Annotated in this window: 21 protein-coding genes; 8 read left to right on the plus strand and 13 right to left on the minus strand. The window is 68.9% G+C overall.

Annotation, left to right across the window (positions count from 1 at the left end; genetic code table 11):
* Window positions 1-153 precede the first annotated feature (153 nt).
* From OG562_RS24855 to OG562_RS24885, 7 genes are all read right to left on the minus strand, one after another.
* Window positions 154-939 carry a phosphotransferase gene (locus tag OG562_RS24855; RefSeq protein WP_266401352.1) on the minus strand — a complete coding sequence of 262 codons (786 nt, stop codon included), beginning with the start codon at window positions 937-939 and terminating at the stop codon, window positions 154-156.
* Window positions 940-958: 19 nt separating this feature from the next.
* Window positions 959-1,867, minus strand: coding sequence for an aldo/keto reductase (locus tag OG562_RS24860; protein WP_266401355.1), 909 nt, complete (start codon window positions 1,865-1,867; stop codon window positions 959-961).
* Entirely contained in the window at window positions 1,864-3,060 is a 1,197-nt protein-coding gene (locus tag OG562_RS24865; protein ID WP_266401356.1) for a cupin domain-containing protein, read from the minus strand. The genes OG562_RS24860 and OG562_RS24865 overlap by 4 nt, the downstream gene beginning before the upstream one ends.
* Window positions 3,061-3,076: 16 nt before the next feature.
* Entirely contained in the window at window positions 3,077-3,220 is a 144-nt protein-coding gene (locus tag OG562_RS24870; RefSeq protein ID WP_266401357.1) for a hypothetical protein, read from the minus strand.
* Window positions 3,221-3,513: 293 nt separating this feature from the next.
* A complete protein-coding gene (locus OG562_RS24875) occupies window positions 3,514-3,750 on the minus strand; it encodes a hypothetical protein (protein WP_266401359.1) in 237 nt (78 codons plus the stop codon).
* Window positions 3,747-4,202 (minus strand): hypothetical protein, encoded by a 456-nt coding sequence (locus OG562_RS24880; RefSeq protein ID WP_266401361.1) that lies wholly within the window; start codon window positions 4,200-4,202, stop codon window positions 3,747-3,749. Before OG562_RS24880 ends, OG562_RS24875 begins: the two co-directional genes overlap by 4 nt.
* Entirely contained in the window at window positions 4,202-4,618 is a 417-nt protein-coding gene (locus OG562_RS24885; protein ID WP_266401363.1) for a hypothetical protein, read from the minus strand. The genes OG562_RS24880 and OG562_RS24885 overlap by 1 nt, the downstream gene beginning before the upstream one ends.
* 119 nt (window positions 4,619-4,737) lie before the next feature.
* On the opposite strand from OG562_RS24885, the gene OG562_RS24890 reads away from it, so the two are divergent.
* Genes OG562_RS24890 through OG562_RS24900 form a run of 3 tightly spaced genes read left to right on the plus strand, consistent with a single transcriptional unit; the run spans window position 4,738 to window position 7,275 of the window.
* Window positions 4,738-5,787 carry a DNA-binding transcriptional regulator gene (locus tag OG562_RS24890; protein WP_266401365.1) on the plus strand — a complete coding sequence of 350 codons (1,050 nt, stop codon included), beginning with the start codon at window positions 4,738-4,740 and terminating at the stop codon, window positions 5,785-5,787.
* The gene (locus tag OG562_RS24895; protein WP_266401368.1) at window positions 5,784-6,473 is read left to right on the plus strand and encodes a YdcF family protein; all 690 of its coding nucleotides are present in this window, start codon (window positions 5,784-5,786) and stop codon (window positions 6,471-6,473) included. The genes OG562_RS24890 and OG562_RS24895 overlap by 4 nt, the downstream gene beginning before the upstream one ends.
* Before the next feature lie 34 nt (window positions 6,474-6,507).
* On the plus strand, window positions 6,508-7,275 hold the full coding sequence (locus OG562_RS24900; protein WP_266401371.1) for a WbqC family protein: 768 nt from the start codon (window positions 6,508-6,510) through the stop codon (window positions 7,273-7,275).
* On the opposite strand, the gene OG562_RS24905 is transcribed toward OG562_RS24900, so the two are convergent.
* From OG562_RS24905 to OG562_RS24925, 5 genes are all read right to left on the minus strand, one after another.
* Window positions 7,251-8,945 (minus strand): mobilization protein, encoded by a 1,695-nt coding sequence (locus OG562_RS24905; RefSeq protein WP_266401374.1) that lies wholly within the window; start codon window positions 8,943-8,945, stop codon window positions 7,251-7,253. The genes OG562_RS24900 and OG562_RS24905 overlap by 25 nt on opposite strands.
* A 5-nt stretch (window positions 8,946-8,950) precedes the next feature.
* Complete coding sequence (mobC, locus tag OG562_RS24910; protein WP_266401377.1) at window positions 8,951-9,520, minus strand: plasmid mobilization relaxosome protein MobC; 570 nt, start codon at window positions 9,518-9,520, stop codon at window positions 8,951-8,953.
* A gap of 144 nt (window positions 9,521-9,664) precedes the next feature.
* A complete protein-coding gene (locus tag OG562_RS24915) occupies window positions 9,665-10,519 on the minus strand; it encodes a DUF2637 domain-containing protein (protein WP_266401380.1) in 855 nt (284 codons plus the stop codon).
* Between the two features lie 193 nt (window positions 10,520-10,712).
* A complete protein-coding gene (locus tag OG562_RS24920) occupies window positions 10,713-11,972 on the minus strand; it encodes a DUF3631 domain-containing protein (RefSeq protein WP_266401382.1) in 1,260 nt (419 codons plus the stop codon).
* A 135-nt stretch (window positions 11,973-12,107) separates the two neighbouring features.
* Window positions 12,108-12,350 (minus strand): AlpA family transcriptional regulator, encoded by a 243-nt coding sequence (locus OG562_RS24925; RefSeq protein ID WP_266401384.1) that lies wholly within the window; start codon window positions 12,348-12,350, stop codon window positions 12,108-12,110.
* Window positions 12,351-12,816: 466 nt separating this feature from the next.
* Between OG562_RS24925 and OG562_RS24930 the strand changes: the two genes are divergently transcribed.
* The gene (locus tag OG562_RS24930) at window positions 12,817-13,131 is read left to right on the plus strand and encodes a helix-turn-helix domain-containing protein (RefSeq protein WP_266401386.1); all 315 of its coding nucleotides are present in this window, start codon (window positions 12,817-12,819) and stop codon (window positions 13,129-13,131) included.
* Window position 13,132: 1 nt separating this feature from the next.
* Window positions 13,133-14,467, plus strand: a complete 1,335-nt coding sequence (locus OG562_RS24935; protein ID WP_266409498.1) for a tyrosine-type recombinase/integrase — start codon at window positions 13,133-13,135, stop codon at window positions 14,465-14,467.
* A 67-nt stretch (window positions 14,468-14,534) separates the two neighbouring features.
* On the opposite strand, the gene OG562_RS24940 is transcribed toward OG562_RS24935, so the two are convergent.
* Window positions 14,535-14,972, minus strand: coding sequence for a hypothetical protein (locus tag OG562_RS24940; RefSeq protein WP_010353923.1), 438 nt, complete (start codon window positions 14,970-14,972; stop codon window positions 14,535-14,537).
* 587 nt (window positions 14,973-15,559) lie between these two features.
* Here OG562_RS24940 and hemL point away from each other — a divergent pair.
* From hemL to OG562_RS24955, 3 genes are all read left to right on the plus strand, one after another.
* On the plus strand, window positions 15,560-16,879 hold the full coding sequence (hemL, locus tag OG562_RS24945) for a glutamate-1-semialdehyde 2,1-aminomutase (protein WP_266401389.1): 1,320 nt from the start codon (window positions 15,560-15,562) through the stop codon (window positions 16,877-16,879).
* Entirely contained in the window at window positions 16,876-17,610 is a 735-nt protein-coding gene (locus tag OG562_RS24950; RefSeq protein ID WP_266401391.1) for a histidine phosphatase family protein, read from the plus strand. The genes hemL and OG562_RS24950 overlap by 4 nt, the downstream gene beginning before the upstream one ends.
* A 145-nt stretch (window positions 17,611-17,755) precedes the next feature.
* The gene (locus OG562_RS24955) at window positions 17,756-19,129 is read left to right on the plus strand and encodes a hypothetical protein (RefSeq protein ID WP_266401394.1); all 1,374 of its coding nucleotides are present in this window, start codon (window positions 17,756-17,758) and stop codon (window positions 19,127-19,129) included.
* The last annotated feature ends 48 nt before the right edge of the window (window positions 19,130-19,177 follow it).

The raw sequence follows: 19,177 nt of genomic DNA on the forward strand, positions 1-19,177 counted from the left end.
CCGACAGCGATGAGCCGGGGAGTGTCCATGCCGCAGGGCTGCGGGCCAATGCGTCGACCGGACGGTGAATGCATCCAGCACATCCTGAGGGAGGACTCCGGCGATGGCTTGGCTTCGCCGACGGGCGGGACCTCCCGAGACAGCGCAGCTGCGTCAGGCCAGTTCTGCGACCAGGGCGCGAAGTGCGGGGACGAGTTCGGGATGGTCTCCACGCGACGCCGACTGCAGTAGCTCCGTGATGACGATGATCTGTGCGATGCGTCCGGGTTCCGTCTTGAGCACGGGAAAGGTTTCCCGCACGCGACGGGCGAATCCGGGGACGAGAAGCGAGTACGCCAGCAGCATGGCCGAGTCGTATCCGGCTGGTGCCTGGCCGAAGCCTTCCCAGTCGAGGAGGTAGGGGGTGGTGCTGGTGAGGTTGGCGGTGTGCAGGTCTCCGTGGGCTGTCCTCCAGTCCGTGATCCGGGGGCCGGGGATGCCGAGGAAGCGGGGGACGCTGCGGTCCACCCACTCCTGGCGCACGGCCACGCGGTCCGTCGGGACCCTGCTCACGTAGTCCAGGTCCGCTCGGAGCGAGTCCCACCACGAGACCGGCGGATCGGGATCTGTGTGCAGGACTGGGCTCGGAGAGACGGCGGGTTCGGTGACGTACTGGTGCAGCTCCGCGCGGTAGGCGTGGCCGTCGCTGCTCGTGTCCGAGGTGTCGTACAGCAGTGGTTTGCGGACGTGCCGGTCGAACAGGGCGGCGGCCTGGCCGTTGCCCTGCCAGATCTTCCCGGCCGCCTTGTCCTCGGGTGTCGAGAGCAGCCTCAGCCAGCAGACTCCGCGGTCCGGGTGCTGGACGCGGCTGCTGAGGGTGCGGCCGTACCAGCCCCAGACCTCCGGACCGACGACCGTGGTGTTCAGCGTCTGCGCGGCCTGGACGAATGCTCGGTGCATGCGCTGTTGGTCGGCGGGGTCAGTCGGCGGCGAGTACATCCAGCACCTTTCGCAGCGTGGGGACCGGGATGGCCGGGCTTCGCAGAGCCGTTTGTGCCTCGGCCCAGTGTGCCGGGGTGGAGGTGGAGAGCAGAATCCGCGTCACTCCCGGGCAGGAGGCCGTGGCGAGGAGACATGCCTGGGGGACGGTGAGATCCGGGCTGAGGAGTGCGGTGAGTTCGGGTGTGGCCAGGCGGGGAAGTTCCCCGCCGAACAGGGGTGCTGAGGCGTACACCTGCCATCCGAGTTCGGCTGCCTGAGCGATGGGACCATCTCCCTCCAGAGCCTGGGCGAACGCGGTGGCGGTGACGAGGGATACGGGCAGTTGGATGGCTCGCAGGTGGTGGTGTTCCGTGCCGGCGGCTTCGGCCGCCAGTTGGTGCAGGGAGAGGATGCTCAGGGCGCCGGTGTCGAAGCCGTCCCAGGTGGCGACGCCGTACGCGCTCAGGGTGCCTGCTGTCGCTTCTGCTTCCAGGGCGATGAAGGCGTCGCGCAGGGATTCGTACGGGTCGCCGTCGGTGCGCTCGGGGTTGTGGGCGAAGACGAGGTCCAGGTGGTCGCGGCCGAGTTCGGTGCGGTTGCGGGAGCACTGCCAGTGGACGTACGGGGTGCTCAGGCAGTGTCCGTGTTCGGCGGCATCGGTGGTGAGGGCTCCGTCGGTGACGGCGTCCTTGATGGCCCGGTCGGTGAGGAATCCGACCTTGGTGGAGACCGGGACGCGGTGCTGGGAGAGAACCTGGGCGAGTAGCGACTGGGCTTGTCCGTTGAGGTAGTTGGGCGCCGTGTCGATCCATGCGGTGGTCGGGTCGGTGGCTGCGCGGATGACGGCGTCGGACAGCGCGGACGGGTGGATGCGGTAGGTGCCCAGACCGAGAGATGGGATCGTCATCGTCGGTCTCCTCGCACCACTGCGGCTGCTTGGCCGTTCATCAGATCGGAGACGACGGCCGTCACGTCCGCGATGGGGATTCCGGTTGCCGCGACCAGTTCGCCGACGGAGACGGTGCCGGGTGCGGCGGACGTCAGGCGCTGAAGCAGCGGCAGGGCCTCCTTGGCCAACTCCCATTCGTTGTCGCAGGCTCGGAAGATCACTCCGTCCCCGTCGGGCGCGGGGCTTATCTGCGCGCGACTGGTGGTCAACTGGATGTGGATGTCCGGGTCTGCGGGCAGTCCGGTGATGTGAGGAAGGCTTGGGCGGAGGCGGGTGAGGTCGGTGCTGTCGCGCATCGTCGTGTAGCGGCCGAGCAATCCGGGGTCCTCAAGGGCGGTGGTGACTTCCTTGCGCAGCCGTTCCAGGTACGTGGCCTGCTGCGCTGCGGTGGCGTGTACGGGCAGGTCTTCGCGCAGGACGTCGTGGCGGCGTAGGTCGTCGGCGAGCCAGGACAGGAGTTGGGCGCCGGTGGTGGCCTGGATGCCGAAGGTGAGGTGGAGGGAGTGCTCGCCTTCGGAGGCGGCCACCGAGTGCCACCAGCCGCGCGGGAGATAGAGCATGTCCCCTGGGTACAGGACCAGTTCCGCGACCGGTTCCTCCGGTGGAGGTTCGGGTTCGTCGGTGTCCTTGTACATGGGGGCGGTGCGTGTGGGGCCGTACAGCTTCCAGCGTTTGGCACCGTCAACCTGGATGACGACGACGTCGTGGTCGTCCCAGTGCACGCCGAAGCCCTCGCGCGCGGTGAAGGACGCATACAGGTTGGTCTGCACGCCGGTGCGCAGCCACTGCTCCAGTTCCATGGCGGCGCGGCCGATGGGTGGGTGGAGTTCGTCGACGGCGTCGATGACCAGGGAGGCACCCTCGGCGAGTCGGTCGTGCAGTTCGGTGGGGTGCAGGCGCTGCCAGACAGTGTGTCGGCGGGTGGTGACGGGAGCGGTGTAGCGGTGGGCGGGCAGCATCTCCCCGTCCGCAGAGAGGCGGAAGCGGGGCGGCTCCAGGCGGTGGGTCGCCAGGATGGTGTTCACGTCGTCCCAGGTGATCAGCTCACCCGGGTGTGGGATGGCGGCAGGGATGTGGCGGTAGCGGCGGTGGAGCACCTGGGCCAGGAATTCGTCCTGGCCCAGGTGAGCCGCCAGATTCAGCGGCGACAACGCTTCTCCTCCCGGATCAGTCGTTGCCGTCGGTACGGCCGGTGCTGCCGCCGTCGGACGGGGTGACGCCCCGCTCGCGGGCGGCCTGGATGCGGCGACGTGCCTTGACCAACCCGGTCTGGGCCGGTCCGGTCGCCGGGGTGGTGGTGTCGTTCGGCATTGCTCCTCCTGGGGTTCGGGATGAAATGGCATTGCGGACCCGCCCCGGACGGCGCTCGACCTGTCCAGGGCTTGGGCGGTTGATCCGCCCGGGGCGGGGGCTTACGACCCGCCCCTGCCGGGGTTTCTCGGGTGGGGGAACCTCTCGATCGGTTACGTCCGGCAGGGACGGGAATTCAGGGGTCGGCTGGGGCGGTGGAGACCGCAACGCCGATCACGAAGCTGCACGAGGCGGCGATCAGCGCGATCGGAAGCGGGCCGTGTAGCGCGCCAGTCGACTCACGACACGGCCTTTCACGGCTTCCACCAGGCTCGCCATGGCCGGGTGATGATCTCCCGGTAGGTGTGGTGCGACGGGTTGCGGCCGCCGTGCCCGAACACCCAGTCCTGCGGTTCGGCGAAGTCGACGCTGGGCGGGGAGGTCTCGCCGCAGACGGCGCATTGCATCGCGTACGTGGTCGGCTCCGCATCCGGCTCCCGGTCGGGCTGGATGGTCCACTCCACGTGGCAGATGACTGCGCGGGTATTCACCGGCCTGCCTCTTCGAACTTGGTCTGTCTGCGACCGGCGCCGGAGGGATCCTCCTGGCCGGCGAGGACGTATGGGTGGGACAGCGCGGCGCGGAGGGTGTCGGCGTCTGTGAGGGTGTTGTCGTCGGGCAGTTCGCACCAGCCGCCGAACCAGTCGTCCATCAGCTCCAGGCCAGGGGCCACCAGCCAAGAGTTGCTGGAGAGATGCCGCACGGGCAGGTCGTCCCAACTGCCGAGGGTGCCGGTCCTGATCGCGTAGTAGAGGCGTTCGTTGGGCTTGTCGTACAGCACAGGGCCGATCGTCGCGCCGGTGGCGCGGAGGTGAGCCAAGGCCAGGAGGCCGATGTCCGCAGGGATCCGTACGAGGTCCCAGCAGTCGCCGACTTGGAGCAGGCGCAGTCCGGGCACATCGTTGACCATGAGGGCGCTCCGCAGCGCTTCGCGTAGGAACATCACGTGCCTCCTTGCCGTTGGAGGTCGGAACTCGCGCCGAGCGAAGGCGCAGGACCAGTGGTCGCCCTGGTGGAACGGACCACGATCAGACGGGTGCTGGTCGCGGCCATCTGCCGCTTCCGCTCGCTGGCGGTGCGCTTGGGGCCGAGGTGGCTGAGGACGGGGATCACGGTGCCGTAGGTGTCGGGGAGTTCGAGGGCGTCGAGGAGGCCGACGAAGGCGGGGGAGCGGACGGTTACGGTCGCTTCGCGGTCGGTGAACACCCCGCACAGGGTCAGTTCGTGCCGTCGGCAGTACTCGGTGAGGCAGTCGACCAACGCCGCGTGGCGGGCCTGTCCACCGGTGACGTGGCGTATGTAGCCGAAGACGTGTGGGCCGGTGACCGGGCGGCGTTCCGTGATGAGTTCCTCGTCCATGCCCATAGCGTCGGCCAACGCGAACGGCCTCGAAATGGCCTGCTGTTGTACTTCCGTTGCACTTCCCGCCCCTCGCCGTCACGGAGGGTGCTTACATACGTGACAGAGGGAGGTCAGCCGTGGTCAGCGTGCAGCAGTGGACAGGCAGGGAGGCAAGCGCCTTGCGCGCCGCGCTGCGCATGAGCACACGGGCCTTCGCCGAACACCTGGGCGTCGCACTGCGCACGGTCGCCAAGTGGGAGAGCCTCGGTGCGGAGACTCAGCCGCGGCCCGATACGCAGGCCATCCTCGACACCGCGCTCGCCCGTGCCGATGGGGCAGCCCACGCTCGCTTCGAAGCCGTCCTCTACCCCCAAAGAGGGGGAGAGAGGTCCCATCCGGCGGACTACGAGTCGTGGACCGAGGACATCGAGCGCGCCGTCGTCTGCGTCAGCCGCCAGGACTTCTCGTTCGCCTCAGCCCTGTTGAACCGTTGGCTCGCTCCTCGCGATCCGCATGGACTCGACTACAAGGGCCTTTACCTGTACGGCCGTTCCCTCGTCCTACTTGGAGATCTGCAACGTGATCAGGGCGCGATCCTTGGTCCGCTGTCTGCCCGCCAGTCCTATCTGACCGCCCGCGGCATGTTCGGCGAACTCGACATTCCCCGCCGTGTCGCGCAGATCGAGCTGTCCCTCGCGGTCGTCCATGAGATGTCCGGCCGACTCGACGCCTCTGCCCGCCAGTACGAGCAGCTTGCTGTCGATGAACGCCTCAGCCGCCGCGATCGTGCGCGAGCCCGGCTGTGGGTGGGCACGGCGCTGAGCAAGGAGGGCAACAACGCCTACGCCACCAACGTGATGGTGTCCGCCACCCGCGAGTTCGAGGACATCGGCGAACCCGAGGACTGGTCGGTCGCGCATCAGAAGCTGGCACTTGCCCACCGCGGCGCCGGCAATCTCACCCAGGCCCTGCACTACATCGACATCGCGCGTACTACTGGCACGGTCGACTCCCCCATGCAGCGGGTGCGGCTGGACACGGCATACGGGCACATCCTTCTGTCGGATGCGGCGACCCGGAATGATGGGCTGTCCGTTCTCGATCAGGCGGCGCAGGTGGCCCGGCAGTACGGGCTGAGCCACCAGGTGCGCAGTATCGAGGGCATCCGAAATGGGCAGCAGGGATGAGCCAGGGAGTGTCAGTGCCGGAGCACCAGCAGCGCCAGATCACCGACGAGCAGTTCCACGACGCGACGTTGATCTGGAACTACCACCAGATGGGCCACGAGCAGCGGCCCTGCTCGGCGGCGATCGGCCTGGGCAGCCACGACCTGGGCGTGGCCACCGCAGCCGCTGACCTCTACCGCGCGGGCCTGTTCCCGGTGGTGGTCTTCAGCGGAGGCAACAGCCCGACGACCCGTGCCCGCTTCCCGCGAGGCGAAGCCGTCCACTACCGTGAGCACGCCCTGGGCCTGGGCGTGCCGGACGAGGCGATCCTGGTCGAGCCGAAGGCCGCGAACACCGGCCAGAACATCACGCTCTCGCGTGAGCTGCTGCGCGAGGCGGGCGTCGAGGTCGAGTCGCTGCTGCTGATCTCCAAGCCGTACATGGAGCGCCGTTCGTACGCGACCTGCCGCAATCTGTGGCCCGAGGCCGAAGTCGTCTGTGCCTCCGAGCCGCTGGAACTGGACGACTACATCAAGTCCATCGGCGACGAGAAGCTCGTCGTCGACATGCTCGTCGGCGACCTGCAACGGGTGATCGAGTACCCGAAGCTCGGTTTCGCTGTCGAGCAGGACGTACCGGGGGATGTGTATGACGCCTACGAGCGCCTTCTGGGCGCCGGCTTCGACAGCCGCCTCATCAGCACCTGAGGCTCCGACTGGACCGCCCGCCGGGTCGGGTTCTGTGTGCGCGATTCACCAGCCGAACCTGTTCCCCAGGTTGTCCACACTGGCCAAACTCCTGGCAGCCGACCGGTGGATCGTTCTCGACGACGTGCAGTTCGCGCGCCGGGACTACCAGCACCGCGCCCGGCTCTCCGCTCTGGACGATCCGGATCGGCAGCAGTGGCTCACACTCTCCACCCACCTGCCCCACGGACGCGGGACCCTGATCCGTGACGCCGTGCTCGCCGAGCCCGAACGGTGCCGAAAGCGGCTCGCCGGGTTGATCCGGCAGCACTACGGCCGCAGCCGCCACTGGCACGTCGTACGCGACGTCCTGCTCTCGGTGCTCGACGAGTTCGACACCACAGGCCGCTTGGCCGATGTCACCGAGGCATCAACGCGGGCTCTGCTCCGCGCTCTTGGCTGGAACGGTGAAGTACTGCGCAGCAGCGCTCTGCCGTCCCGCGCCGGCAGGTCCGAACGCCTCGCCGACCTCGCCGCGCTCACCGGCAGTACCCACTACCTGTGCGGCACGGGAGGTCTGCGCTATGTCGAGCACGGCCCCTTCGACGCGCATGGCATCTCGGTCGTTCCGTTCCACACCCCTGTGGACAACCGCATCTCCGTATGGCGAGGGGCACGGCGGATCAGCGCTCTCTGGGCGTTGGCTTCCATCGGGCCCGAGGAGCTGGTCTCCCAGGCCGCGAGCCAACCGGAGGAGGCCCTGGAGTTGCTTGCCCCTGTACCGCTGCCCGGGAGCGACTACCGCCGACGCGCTGATGCCTGACTCGGCAGCGGAATCGTCGGTGCCACAGCGGGGGCAAGGGGCTGGTGGTGCATGGTGACCGGCGTGGGAAGATCCACGAGCCGACGGAGCCGCCAGACGAGGACGTCGCTGATGGAATCCGCTGTGGACAGGTCGCGCGAGTCCACTGCCTGCCGCAGGAGCTCTGCGGCGTTGCGGCCAACCTGTTCCGCCTCGTGGAGGCTGGCAGCCAGGGCGGGCCAGCCCGGTTCGTCCTGGAGCCGGTGGGCCATATCCGACGGCAGCACGGCCAGGACGGTCTGCGTGTGCCTGCGCTGCAGGGGAGCGGGGAGGCGCTGTCCGTTCGCGTGCATGACCGCCATGGGTGCCTGGGCCGTCGCACTGTAGGCGGCGCGGAGGTGTTCGGCGGTGCGTTGGGATGCTTCGGCCTGCTGGGCATGGCTGCGGGCGGCGTGCCAGCGGGCGGCGGCGATGGCGGCCAGGAGCAGGATGTCCAGAACCATGGCGGTGGCGGTCCCGTCCGGGCCGCGGCCGAGTGCGGGGCCGGAGTGAATGATCTGACGGGCCGCGCGGCGCAGGGCCTGCATCTGCGCGTCGCGGGCCTGGATGTGAGAGCGAGTGGCGCGCTCGAAGTACCTTGCGGCGTTTCGTAGCTCGGTGCCGGTGTTCCCGTGGGAGGTCTGGGCGAGGGCGTCGAGGACCTCGCCTATCCCCTTCATGTGGGCTGCGACCGTCCCGTCGTCGGCGGAAGTCATCGCCACCAGGACGTCCTCAGCGGCCCCGGTGGCGAACAGGCGGGCCCGCGCGGGTGCCGACCCGCTGAGGGGCGTTGCGGGGGTGGGTTGTTCGGCCTCGGCGGTGGTGTGCGTGAACCGTTTGCGGATCTTGGGCAGGGACAGGTCCGGGGAGAGCGTGGAGCCGGCGAACCAGATGGGCTCCTGATCGCCGTTACGGTCACGGGGCATCGCGACCTTGTAGCCCAGGGCATCGCCGGACGGGGCGACGCGCTTGTGGATGCGGACGCCTCCGGCGGCGAGCCGGTCGAAGAACTCGTCCTCGTCGGCTGCCCCGGCCAAGGCGCGGTGGACGTGTTCGAGAAGTAGCTCGCGGGAGGCGTCTTCCTGGCCGAGGCGTTCGGCCTTGTGGCGTTCGGCGCTGGTGGGCCGTTTGGCGGCGGTGCCGTCGCCTTCCTTGAGTTGGCGCAGGCCGAACTCGTTCTCGATCTTGCGGCATTCGGCCTGTGCGCGGGTGCCGTCCTTGTGATGGCGGGGACGGGTGCGGTCGGCACGGACGAGGGTGGCGACGATGTGGATGTGGTCGGGGGCGTGGCGGACGGCGATCCACCGGCAGGCTTCGTCGTCGCCTTCGGGCGCGATGCCGGTGGCGTTGAGGACGCGGCGGGCGACGGTGGCCCACTCGTCGTCGCTGAGGTGGCGGTCGCCGGGCGCGGTGCGGACGGGGCAGTGCCACACATGCTTCTTGGGCGCCTTGTCGCCGAGGGCGTTGACCCATTGGTCGAGTTCGGCGGCGAGGTCGGAGAAGGCGGCGTCGGGGTGGCGGCCAGGGTCGGGGACGAAGGGGTCGTAGGCGGCGACGATGTGCGGGTCGACGTGGGCTTCGATGTCGCTGGTTCGGTAGAGGTAGTGGAGCAGGCCGATGGTGCGGCTACCACGGGAGACGTCGGGGACCAAGGGGCTCAGCTCACCAGCTTCTGGGCGGTCGTCTTGACGGTCGTGGCGGCCTGGCGGACGGCGTCGAGGGTGAGCTGGAGGTGGATGGCGTCGCCGCCGGAGTTCAGGGTCTTGGCGATCTGGTTGAGGTTGTTGCCGACGCGGGCGAGCTGGACGCGGGCGGCGTCAAGGCGGTCGAGGGCGTCGTTCTGGTCGAGCCGGGGGCGGGCGTGGAGTTCGGAGTGGACGGCCTGGGCGATGAAGCGGGCCTTGGAGATGCCCTTGATCTCGGCGGCGGCGTCGATCTCGGCGGCTTCGGCCTCGCTGGCACGGAAGGTCTGGCGCTTGCCGCGCTGCTTGTCCTGGCGGGAACGGCGGCGGGCCGGCCGCTTCCCCTCCTGGACTCGGCCGCCCTCGGCCGGGGCTTCCCGGCCCCACGCCTCCTGGCGCGGGGCCTCCTCCGCCACCCTCGGGGCGGAGGCAAGCGCGATGGACCGGCCCTTGGACGGTCCATCGCTACAGCTTGCTGTGCTGGTGGCTGGAGTGGTCGCCATCTCCTGCTGGTGGATGGTGAGTTCGTGGTATCGGTCGTGCATTGGATGTATCTCCACGGGGAGTTGATGGTGGGGCGGTGGTATCAGGTCGACTCGTTGCGGCTCTTGCACACGTCCCCGCGCTGGCCTTGGCAGGGACGTGTGGGACGAGTCAGCCGTCATGGGGGAGGGGTGCGGCTGAGGGGTTCAGGAGACGTCAGTGCGGGCCTCGTCGAGTTCTGCCTGCAGGCGCCGAGTGGCCTCAGTCAGACGGTCCTTGCCGATCGTGTGGCCCTTGGCCCGGATTGCCGCTTCGACGTTGCGGCGCGAGATCCGGCCGTTGCGCCCTCGGTGAGCGGTGCGGCCGATGGCGAGGAGATCATCCATGGTGGCGCTCGGCTGTCGGCCCTTGGACTTGGCGGATGGTTCCAGGGCATCCGCCACATCGGCGGTTCCCGCCGCCACGTCGTTGGCGGCAGACTCGAGCGCCGTCGTCTCTTGGCCCGGTCCGCTTTCGCCAGGAGTGGGCTGTCGGCGTTGCTCGGTGCCGTTGCGACTGCGGGCGGCGTCGACGTGACGGTAGGTGGCGGCGTCCTCTTGGAGACGGGGGCGTTCGGTTGTGGGCTGGCGGCGGATTACGAGGTAGAGGTGGACGGCTCCGGCGAGGGCGAGCGGAGCGATGGCGGACAGGGCACCGACGGTGAGGTCGTCGAGGTGGAGTCCATTGCCTTGTCGGGTCTGCTGGTTGAGGCGGACGGCATGTAGGGCGTTGGCCCAGATGCTGGTGACGGTGGCGATCCCGACGAGCGCCCACACATACAAGCGGGAGTGCAGCGGGGCGGTGCGCAGGATGAGAAGGGCGCCGACGCCGATGGCGATGAACCCGTCGATCACGAGGGGGAAGGCGTAGGTGAGCAGTCCGCGCACGTGGATCGCGACGGCCATCTGACGCAGCGCGTCGTAGGAGAGCGCGAAGCCGATCGCGCCGAGCAGGACGATGCCGAGCTGGATCGCGGCGGTTCCAGGTAGCGCGGCGGGCGTGGTGGCGGTGGACGAAGGCACGCGGGGTACTCCAGGCAGGGAACGGTCGGCGGCCACGATCGTGGGGTGACCGCTGGGAGGTGCGGTGACTCGTCGCACCCGTCGCATGCCTGGTCAGAGCAGGTACGGGAGCACGGCTTGGTACGGGAGGACCCGTCACAGCTGCGCGACCCGTCACGGGGCTGACCTGGAATGCGACGCGTGTGACGGGTGTTTACGGGTGTATGGCCTCCCCGTGGCGAGCGCTCTCGTCACCACGGGTCGGTGTCGGCTCCTCGGGGCAGTAGCGAGCCCAGGCATCGGTGAATTGCAGGTGCGCGAAGCCCCTGGCCTGCCGTCCGCCCTCGAAGCGGAGAACGGCTGCCTGGATGCCGAAGTCCTTGAGCAGGATCCCCAAGTGGCGTGAGGTCAGTCCCGTGTTGCGGTACTCCGCCCACGGGGCCTCCTGGTCCTTGAGGAGTTCCTCCAGCAGGTCCCGGGTGCGCATGATGTCGGGATCGCCGAAGCGCGCGAAGACGCGGCGGATGTCCCGCAGCAGGCGGGTCTTCAGGTTCGACTCGTCGTCCTGGCCCACCTCGGCCGCACACATGACCACGCACGCTTCGCGGGCCCGCTCCGGCCAGGAGCCGCCTGCCAGTTCGGCGACGATCACCAGCGGCTCCCAGGTGTCCGCCGCCCGGTCTTGTACCGGCATCGGGGGCACCAGGTCGGCGGCGGTGTCGAGCAGCGGGCGAAGCCACGCGGCGAGCCGGTCGCGCACTTCGTGCAGGGCGGGGATGTCCCGGCGGGAGCGGAACTGCTCTACCCGCTCGCCGCCCTTGCGGCGCTGCATGCGGATCACCACCGCCCGATCCATGATCGTGTCCGGCAGGTCCCCGATCCCGGCCAGCGCAGCCATAGCGAAGGTGGGGAACGCCTGCGGCTTGTGCTCCGGCCCGGAGATACGCAGCGCGGGCCGGTTGCGCTGATGACCGGCGTTCAGCAGACCGCGCAACTCCTCGTTCTTCTCAGCCGCTTTGATGCTGCCGAAGATGGTGTCGGCCTCGTCCACCAGCAGCGTGGGCGGGTCGTCGCCGATGGCGCGGAAGACCACCGCCGGGCTGGTGTTCACGGTGATCAGCGGCTCGTGCACCGTCTCCGTGATCACATCCAGCAGGCGGGACTTGCCGCACCGCTTCGCCGGCCCGACCACCGCCAGGCGCGGCGCGTGCTGCAGTGCGGGTTGGATATGCGCTGCCGCAATCCACAAGGTCACCGCCGTCAGAGCCTCGCTGCTCGGCAGGATCACGTACCGCGCGATGGCTTCCCGCAGCTCGTCCAGCAGTTCCGCACCTTCTGCGGCCTGCTGCGCTTTCGCGTCCTCGGTTGACGAGGGCTCGGGGTCGGGGCGTGGGCCCTGTCCGGGGGCGGCGACGGACGGCCAGGCGGGCGTCGAGGGTGCAGAGGGGGCGGTGGGGGACGTAGGTTCGTCCACAGGCGTTCCTCCCTGGTGGGCCGGACGGGTAAGCCCGGCCCACCGGATCGATCATTCAAGGGCGATGGGGCAGGGACTCTGCGGCTCTCGGCGGTGGCTCGCCGAGGGCCGTTTCGTTGTCCCGGAAAGGTGGCTTCAGACCGCGAGGTCGTACGCGGACTGGGCGTTCACCCAGGCGTCCACCTCGGACCAGCGGTAGCGCAGGTGGCGGCCGACCTTGTGCACGTTGGGGCCGATGCCCCGGTACTTCCACTGGTAGAGGGTCTTCACCGGCACGCCGAGGTAGGAGGCGACCTCCTGCGGGCTGGCGAGCGGGCCGCGCCTGGCAGCCTCGGCGGTGGCAGGGGCGTTGGTGTTACGGGGAGAGGTATTCGGCACAGGGCTCCTTTTCGGTCTTGGCCATCGGGCCTGGACAACACAGCCACACCCGAGGCGGAAAAGTCCAGAGTTGGTTCTAAAACTCTCCAGCATTTCTCTGTGTGACCGGCGATTCCAAAACAGTAAGCGCGGATCCCCGGTTGCCGAAATCGCTCTCACGGAAGCCGAGTTTTTTCTGCGGAGAAGCGACCGGCGGAGGGGTCGGAATCCGGTACCCCCGCAGCTCAGAGGTGCCTCCTGGCAGTCGTAAGCGACGCGGCCAATCCACCAGGCATCGCACCCAATACCTGTTCAAATCGCCCATCTCTGGCGCGCGGAGGGAAAGTAGCACGGCCTTCCCAGCGAAAGGACTCACGATGTACCGGAATTCGATGAGACGAACGCCACTTCGCCCCGGAACGACTTTTGGAGAGTTTAAGAACCAACTCTTGCCATAGCGCCCGGCTGCAAGCTACAGCTATCTGTCATGGCATCCCGACCTGTCGAAATAGGCCCCGCCGGCCTCCACTCCGCCCGCGCTATCGAGTGCATACGCCTCACGCGTGGCCTGACCCAGCACCAGCTCGCCGCCCGCTGCACCGCAATGGGCCGCCCGATGACCAACACCGCCCTCAGCCGCACCGAACGTGCCCGCCGCCGCTGCGACATCGACGACCTCGTCACGATCGCCGCGGCTCTCGGTATCGCGCCGGTGGCCTTGCTGCCGCTGTGGGCAGCTCACGGTCCCGTGTCCCGCTTCGGTGGGTCCCTCGACGACATCCAGGGGGACCTTCTTGGCTGACGTGTACGACCGCTGGCACAAGTCCCACCCCAGGCCCATCGAGGCCGAGTGCGGCGAACACAAGAGCCGTACGAAGCGGATGGTCCCCACCGCCGACCACGGCATCGGCAAGCGCTGGCAGGTCCGTTACCGCGACCTGAATGGCCATCAGCGCAAGGAGAACTTCCACACGAAGGCCGAGGCGGACAACCGCGCCGCCGAGGTCGACGTCGAGATCCGGCGCGGCTCCTATGTCGTCCCGGCCGAGACGAAGCAGACGCTCGGCGCCTACGCGCAGAAGTGGCTCGACGCGAACTCCGTCGGCCCGACGACCGCGCTCCGCTACGAGGCGACGGTCCGCAACCACATCGTCGAGCACCTCGGCCGACGCGAGCTGCGGTCCCTCAACCGGCCCTCGATCATTCAGGGTTGGATTCGCACGCTCCAGGACGCCGAACTGGAGGTGTCGACGATGGAGGGCATCTTCGACATCCTCTCCAGCATCCTCGGCATGGCCGTGGAGGACGGACTGCTGCCGAAGAACCCCTGCAAGTCGAAGTCGGTCAAGCTACCGACGGCGACCAAGAAGAAGATCATCCCTTGGTCGTTGGAGCGCGTACGTGCGGTCGTCGCCGGACTCCCGAAGCGCTTCCAGGCCGGTGGCAATCTCGCCTTCGGCTGCGGCCTGCGCCAGGGCGAGGTGTTCGGCTTCGCAGTCGACGACATCGACTTCAAGGGCGGCTGGATCCATGTCAACCGCCAGGTGCGGCTGGTCGGTACGAAGCCTGTCTTCGCCCTGCCCAAGGGCAACAAGATCCGGTCAGTGCCCCTGCCGGCCCAACTTGCCGCCACCCTCAAGGCCCACATGAAGGAGTTCCCACCCGTCGCCGTCACGCTGCCCTGGGCCAAACCGGACGGCGAACCGAAGACCTTCCGCCTCCTCTTCGTCGACGAGAAGAGCCGGACCTACAACCGCAGCGTCTTCAACATGGGTGGCTGGAAGCTCGCCCTGGCCGCCGCCGGCGTGATCCCTCCGCGCGAGCGCGGCGCGAGGTACCTCCAGGCGGCCCCGGAAGACGGCATGCACGCCCTCCGGCACGCCTACGCCTCCGTGCTCCTGGACGCGGGGGAGAGCATCAAGGCGCTCTCCGAGTACCTCGGTCACTCGGACCCGGGTTTCACGCTGCGGACGTACACGCACTTGCTGCCGTCCAGCGAGACCCGCACGCGCAAGGCGATCGACGACGCCTTCACGGAAGAAGCCGAGGCGGAAGACGAGGGCGACCGGCCCGGCATCCAGGGCACATCAGTGCCCCCAGCAAAACCAATGTGCCCTCAATGTGCCCTGGCCGCCTGACGGCCCCTCCCCGCCACGCAAAAGGGCGAGGCCCGAAGACCCCGCCCGCCACCAGTGAAACCCCAGGTCAGGGCCACACCAGGCAATAAGGCTGATGCCCCGCCTCATGCAACCGATGGCTGAAGTCCTGCCACTCGTGCAGCAACTGGTACACGTTGAACGCATCCCGAGGCCCGCCCCGGTCCGGGACCGTGGACCAGATGAAGGCTGCCGCGCCGACCGCTTCCTCGCCGATGTCGCGGAGGGGGTCGACGACCGTCATGGGGAGTTTGACGACCGCGTAGTCGGGGTGCAGGACGACCAGTTCCAGTGGGGGCACCTTGTGCAGGGGGACGCCCTCGATGCCGGTGAGGACCATCGCGGCCATCGTCTCCGGCTTGATCTTGGTGAACATGCCGTTCATGCCGAGCTCGTCGCCGCCGAGTTCCTCGGGGCGCATCGAGATCGGGACGCGGGCCGCGGTCGCGCCGTCCGGCGCGCCGAAGTACTTGTACGTCACCCCCACCCGACCACCATTCCTGCTCCCCGCCCGGAGACGGTCGACCCGGTGGTCAACGCGCCGGTCGATCCGCTCGGGCTCACTCGGTACACCTTGTGTCTGACGGGCTTCGCCCGCCTCCTCCGCGTCGCGCCGGTGCCTGCCCTGCCTGGCACGTCGAGGACCCAGGTCATCAGTCCCCTCGCCCAGTCCGCCACCGCGATGCATATCTCCACCCGAGTGCTTTTCTAGGACGCGTGGCCCCCGCCGCGCAACCCGATCATCGTGTCAGTGACCTCCCCCACGGCCGCCCGCCGAAACGTGCGTTGAAACACCTGTCCGCAGGATCTTCGCAGCCCCTCGACACCTGGTCGTTGTGAGCTACGTCTATCAGGCTCAGTCCGTTTCAGTTTCGCAGATGGTGGAAGCGTGGGGAGTGGTCGCGCCTGCGTCCTCCCTGTGCTCCCCTCCACGGCTCCCTCGTCTCCCCCCCCACGGCTCCCTCGTCTCCCCCTCCGCCTCCCCCCGGCTCCCGGCCCCCGCTGGCCTACCCTGGGGAGTCACTGGCAACCGGAGTCCCAGCAAGTCGGAGAAGGTCGGAGAAGTCGCAGGTCATGAGCGAACTGCCCTATTCATACGATGCGCCTGTCTCGCAGGCGCTGTTCGACCGTGCGGACGCCGTCACGCCGGGCGGCGTGAACTCCCCGGTCCGCGCCTTCCGTGCCGTGGGCGGCACGCCTCGGTTCATGGTGTCCGGCAAGGGCCCGTACCTCACGGACGCGGACGGGCGCGAGTACGTCGACCTGGTCTGCTCCTGGGGTCCCATGATCCTCGGGCACTCCCACCCCGACGTGATCGCCGCCGTGCAGGACGCCGTGTCCCGCGGCACCTCCTTCGGCACGCCCGGTGAGGGCGAGGTCCTGCTCGCCGAGGAGATCGTCGCGCGGGTCGAGCCGGTCGACCAGGTGCGGCTGGTGTCCAGCGGGACCGAGGCCACCATGTCGGCCATCCGGCTCGCCCGCGGCTTCACGCGCCGCACCAAGGTCGTCAAGTTCGCCGGGTGCTACCACGGCCATGTGGACTCGCTGCTCGCCGCGGCCGGCAGCGGGGTCGCCACCTTCGCGCTGCCCGACACCCCGGGCGTCACCGGCGCCCAGGCCGGCGACACCATCGTCCTGCCGTACAACGACCTCGAGGCCGTGCAGGAGGCCTTCCACCGGCACCCCGGCGAGATCGCCTGTGTCATCACGGAGGCCTCGCCCGGCAACATGGGCGTCGTGCCGCCGCTGCCCGGGTTCAACCAGGGGCTGAAGGACGCCTGCGCCACCAACGGCGCCCTGTACATCTCCGACGAGGTCATGACCGGCTTCCGGACCAGCAAGGCCGGCTGGTACGGGATCGACGGGGTGCGGCCGGACCTGATGACCTTCGGCAAGGTCATGGGCGGCGGCTTCCCCGCCGCGGCCTTCGGCGGTCGTGCCGACGTCATGGCGCACCTCGCCCCCGCCGGGCCCGTCTACCAGGCCGGCACCCTCTCCGGGAACCCGGTCGCCACCGCCGCCGGCCTCGCCCAGCTGCGGCTTCTCGACGACGCCGCCTACGCCCAGGTCGACGTCGTGTCCGGGCGGATCCAGGCGCTCGTCGCGGAGGCGCTCGCCAAGGAGGGCGTCGCGCACACGTTGCAGAGCGCCTCCAACATGTTCTCCGTGTTCTTCACGGACCGGCCGGTGCGCAACTACGAGGACGCCCGGACGCAGGAGTCCTTCCGGTTCACGGCCTTCTTCCACTCGCTGCTGGCGAACGGCGTCTATCTGCCGCCGTCGTCCTTCGAGTCCTGGTTCGTGTCCACGGCCCACGACGACCGGGCCATCCAGCGGATCGCCGACGCCCTCCCGGCGGCGGCCCGAGCGGCTGCGGAGGCCACAGCAGCATGACCATCCCCGAGAACAGCGACAGCAACAGCGACAGCACCGGCGCAGGTGAGAAGAACAGCGCCGACATCACCGTCGTCCACCTCATGCGGCACGGCGAGGTCGCCAACCCCGACGGCGTCCTCTACGGCCGGCTCAGCGGCTACCACCTCTCCGAGCTGGGCCGGCAGATGGCCGACCGGGTCGCCGAGCACCTGGCCCCGCGCGACGTCACGTACGTCGTCGCCTCGCCGCTGGAGCGGGCGCAGGAGACGGCCACCCCGATCGCCAAGGCGCACGGGCTCGACCTCGCCACCGACGGGCGGCTGATCGAGGCCGACAACGTCTTCCAGGGCAAGACCTTCGGCGTCGGCGACGGCGCGCTGAAGAATCCGGAGAACTGGAAGCACCTGGTCAACCCGTTCAGGCCGTCCTGGGGCGAGCCGTACGTGGACCAGGTGGTGCGGATGATGGGCGCGCTGGACGCGGCGAAGGACGCGGCCCGCGGGCACGAGGCGGTGCTCGTCAGCCACCAGCTGCCGATCTGGATCGTGCGGTCCTACGTCGAGCGGCGGCGGCTGTGGCACGACCCGCGCAAGCGGCAGTGCACGCTGGCCTCGCTGACGACGTTCACCTACCAGGGCGACCGGATCGTCTCCGTCGGCTACACCGAGCCCGCCCGCGATCTCGTCCCGGCCCACCTCCTGGCCGGCGCCAAGCCGGTGAAGGGCAAGGACAAGGCTTTCGGGGCCTGAACCCCGTAGAGCGCACTCCCTGTTCCCCTGTTGGCGAATCCGGAACTATCGGCTGTTACCGAATCCGGAACTATCGGCGGAACCCTCCCGTTCGTCGCGTCCTCTGAATGAGTGACCACCAGATAATGCGACGAACGGGAGTGTCATGCGCGCCATCACCCGACGGGGAGCACTCGGACTGGGCGCCGGGGCCGCCGCCGCTGCCGGACTCGTCGGCTGCGGCAGCCTGAACGGCTCGGACGAACCCGACCGCGCCAGTGGCTCCAGCGGCACCGGGAAGAAGGACTCCGGCAAGCCGACCGCCACCGCCCGCCCCCTCGGTGACGGCTCGACCTCCTTCACCGGCAAGCAGCCCCACCAGCCCGCCAAGCCCGAGCCGTTGGAGCCCGGCCAGGAGCCGCCGCAGTTCGTGATCTTCTCCTGGGACGGGGCGGGGGAGGTCGGCAACGGGCTCTTCCCGCGTTTCCTCGACCTCGCCAAGGCGCACGGCGCGTCCATGACCTTCTTCCTCTCCGGGCTGTATCTCCTGCCCGAGTCGAAGAAGCGGCTCTACGACCCGCCGAACAACCCGGTCGGCGCGTCCGACATCGGCTACCTCACCGACGAGCACGTCAAGATGACGCTCTCCAACGTCCGCCGCGCCTGGCTCGAGGGCCACGAGATCGGCACCCACTTCAACGGGCACTTCTGCTCCGGGAACGGGACCGTCGGCAACTGGACCCCGCAGCAGTGGCGCAGCGAGATCGACCAGGCCAAGGGCTTCGTCAAGAACTGGCGCACCAACACCGGCTGGACCGACCTGCCCGCGCTCCCCTTCGACTACGACAAGGAGCTCATCGGCGGTCGTACGCCCTGTCTGCTCGGGCAGGACAACCTGCTGCCCACCGCCCGCGCCCTCGGCTGGCGCTACGACGCCTCCTCGCCCGGCGGGCGTCAGGTGTGGCCGCAGAAGCGGCAGGGGCTCTGGGACCTGCCGTTGCAGCAGATGCCTTTCCCCGGCCACAGTTTCGAGGTCCTCTCCATGGACTACAACATCCTGGCCAACCAGTCGATCAACTCCACCAACGCGCCCAGCCACAACTACCCGGGCTGGCGCGCGCAGGCCTCCCAGGCGTACATATCTGGCTTCAAGCGGGCATACGAGACGAACCGGGCCCCGTTCTTCGTGGGCAACCACTTCGAGCACTGGAACGGCGGCATCTACATGGACGCCGTGGAAGAGGCCTTCAAGCACATCGCGCGGGAGAAGGAGAAGGGCGCGGACGTACGGCTGGTGTCCTTCCGGCAGTTCGTGGACTGGATCGACGTCCAGAAGCCGGAGGTGCTGGAGAAGCTGCGCACGCTCGACGTCGGGCAGCAGCCGGCCGGCGGCTGGAAGGCCTTCCTCGCGGACGCCCCCACAGGGTCCTCGACCGGCGCCTCCACGGGTACCTCCGCCGGTACCTCGACCGGCACTTCAGCCGGCACTTCGGCCGGCACCTCCACCGCGACTTCCACGAGCTCCGCGAACGCCGCCTGAAATGCGGGTTTCCGCCCGCAAGGGGGGGTGAGCAAGATCCCCAGAACG

The sequence above is a fragment of the Streptomyces sp. NBC_01275 genome, from assembly GCF_026340655.1.
Taxonomy (GTDB): Bacteria; Actinomycetota; Actinomycetes; order Streptomycetales; family Streptomycetaceae; genus Streptomyces.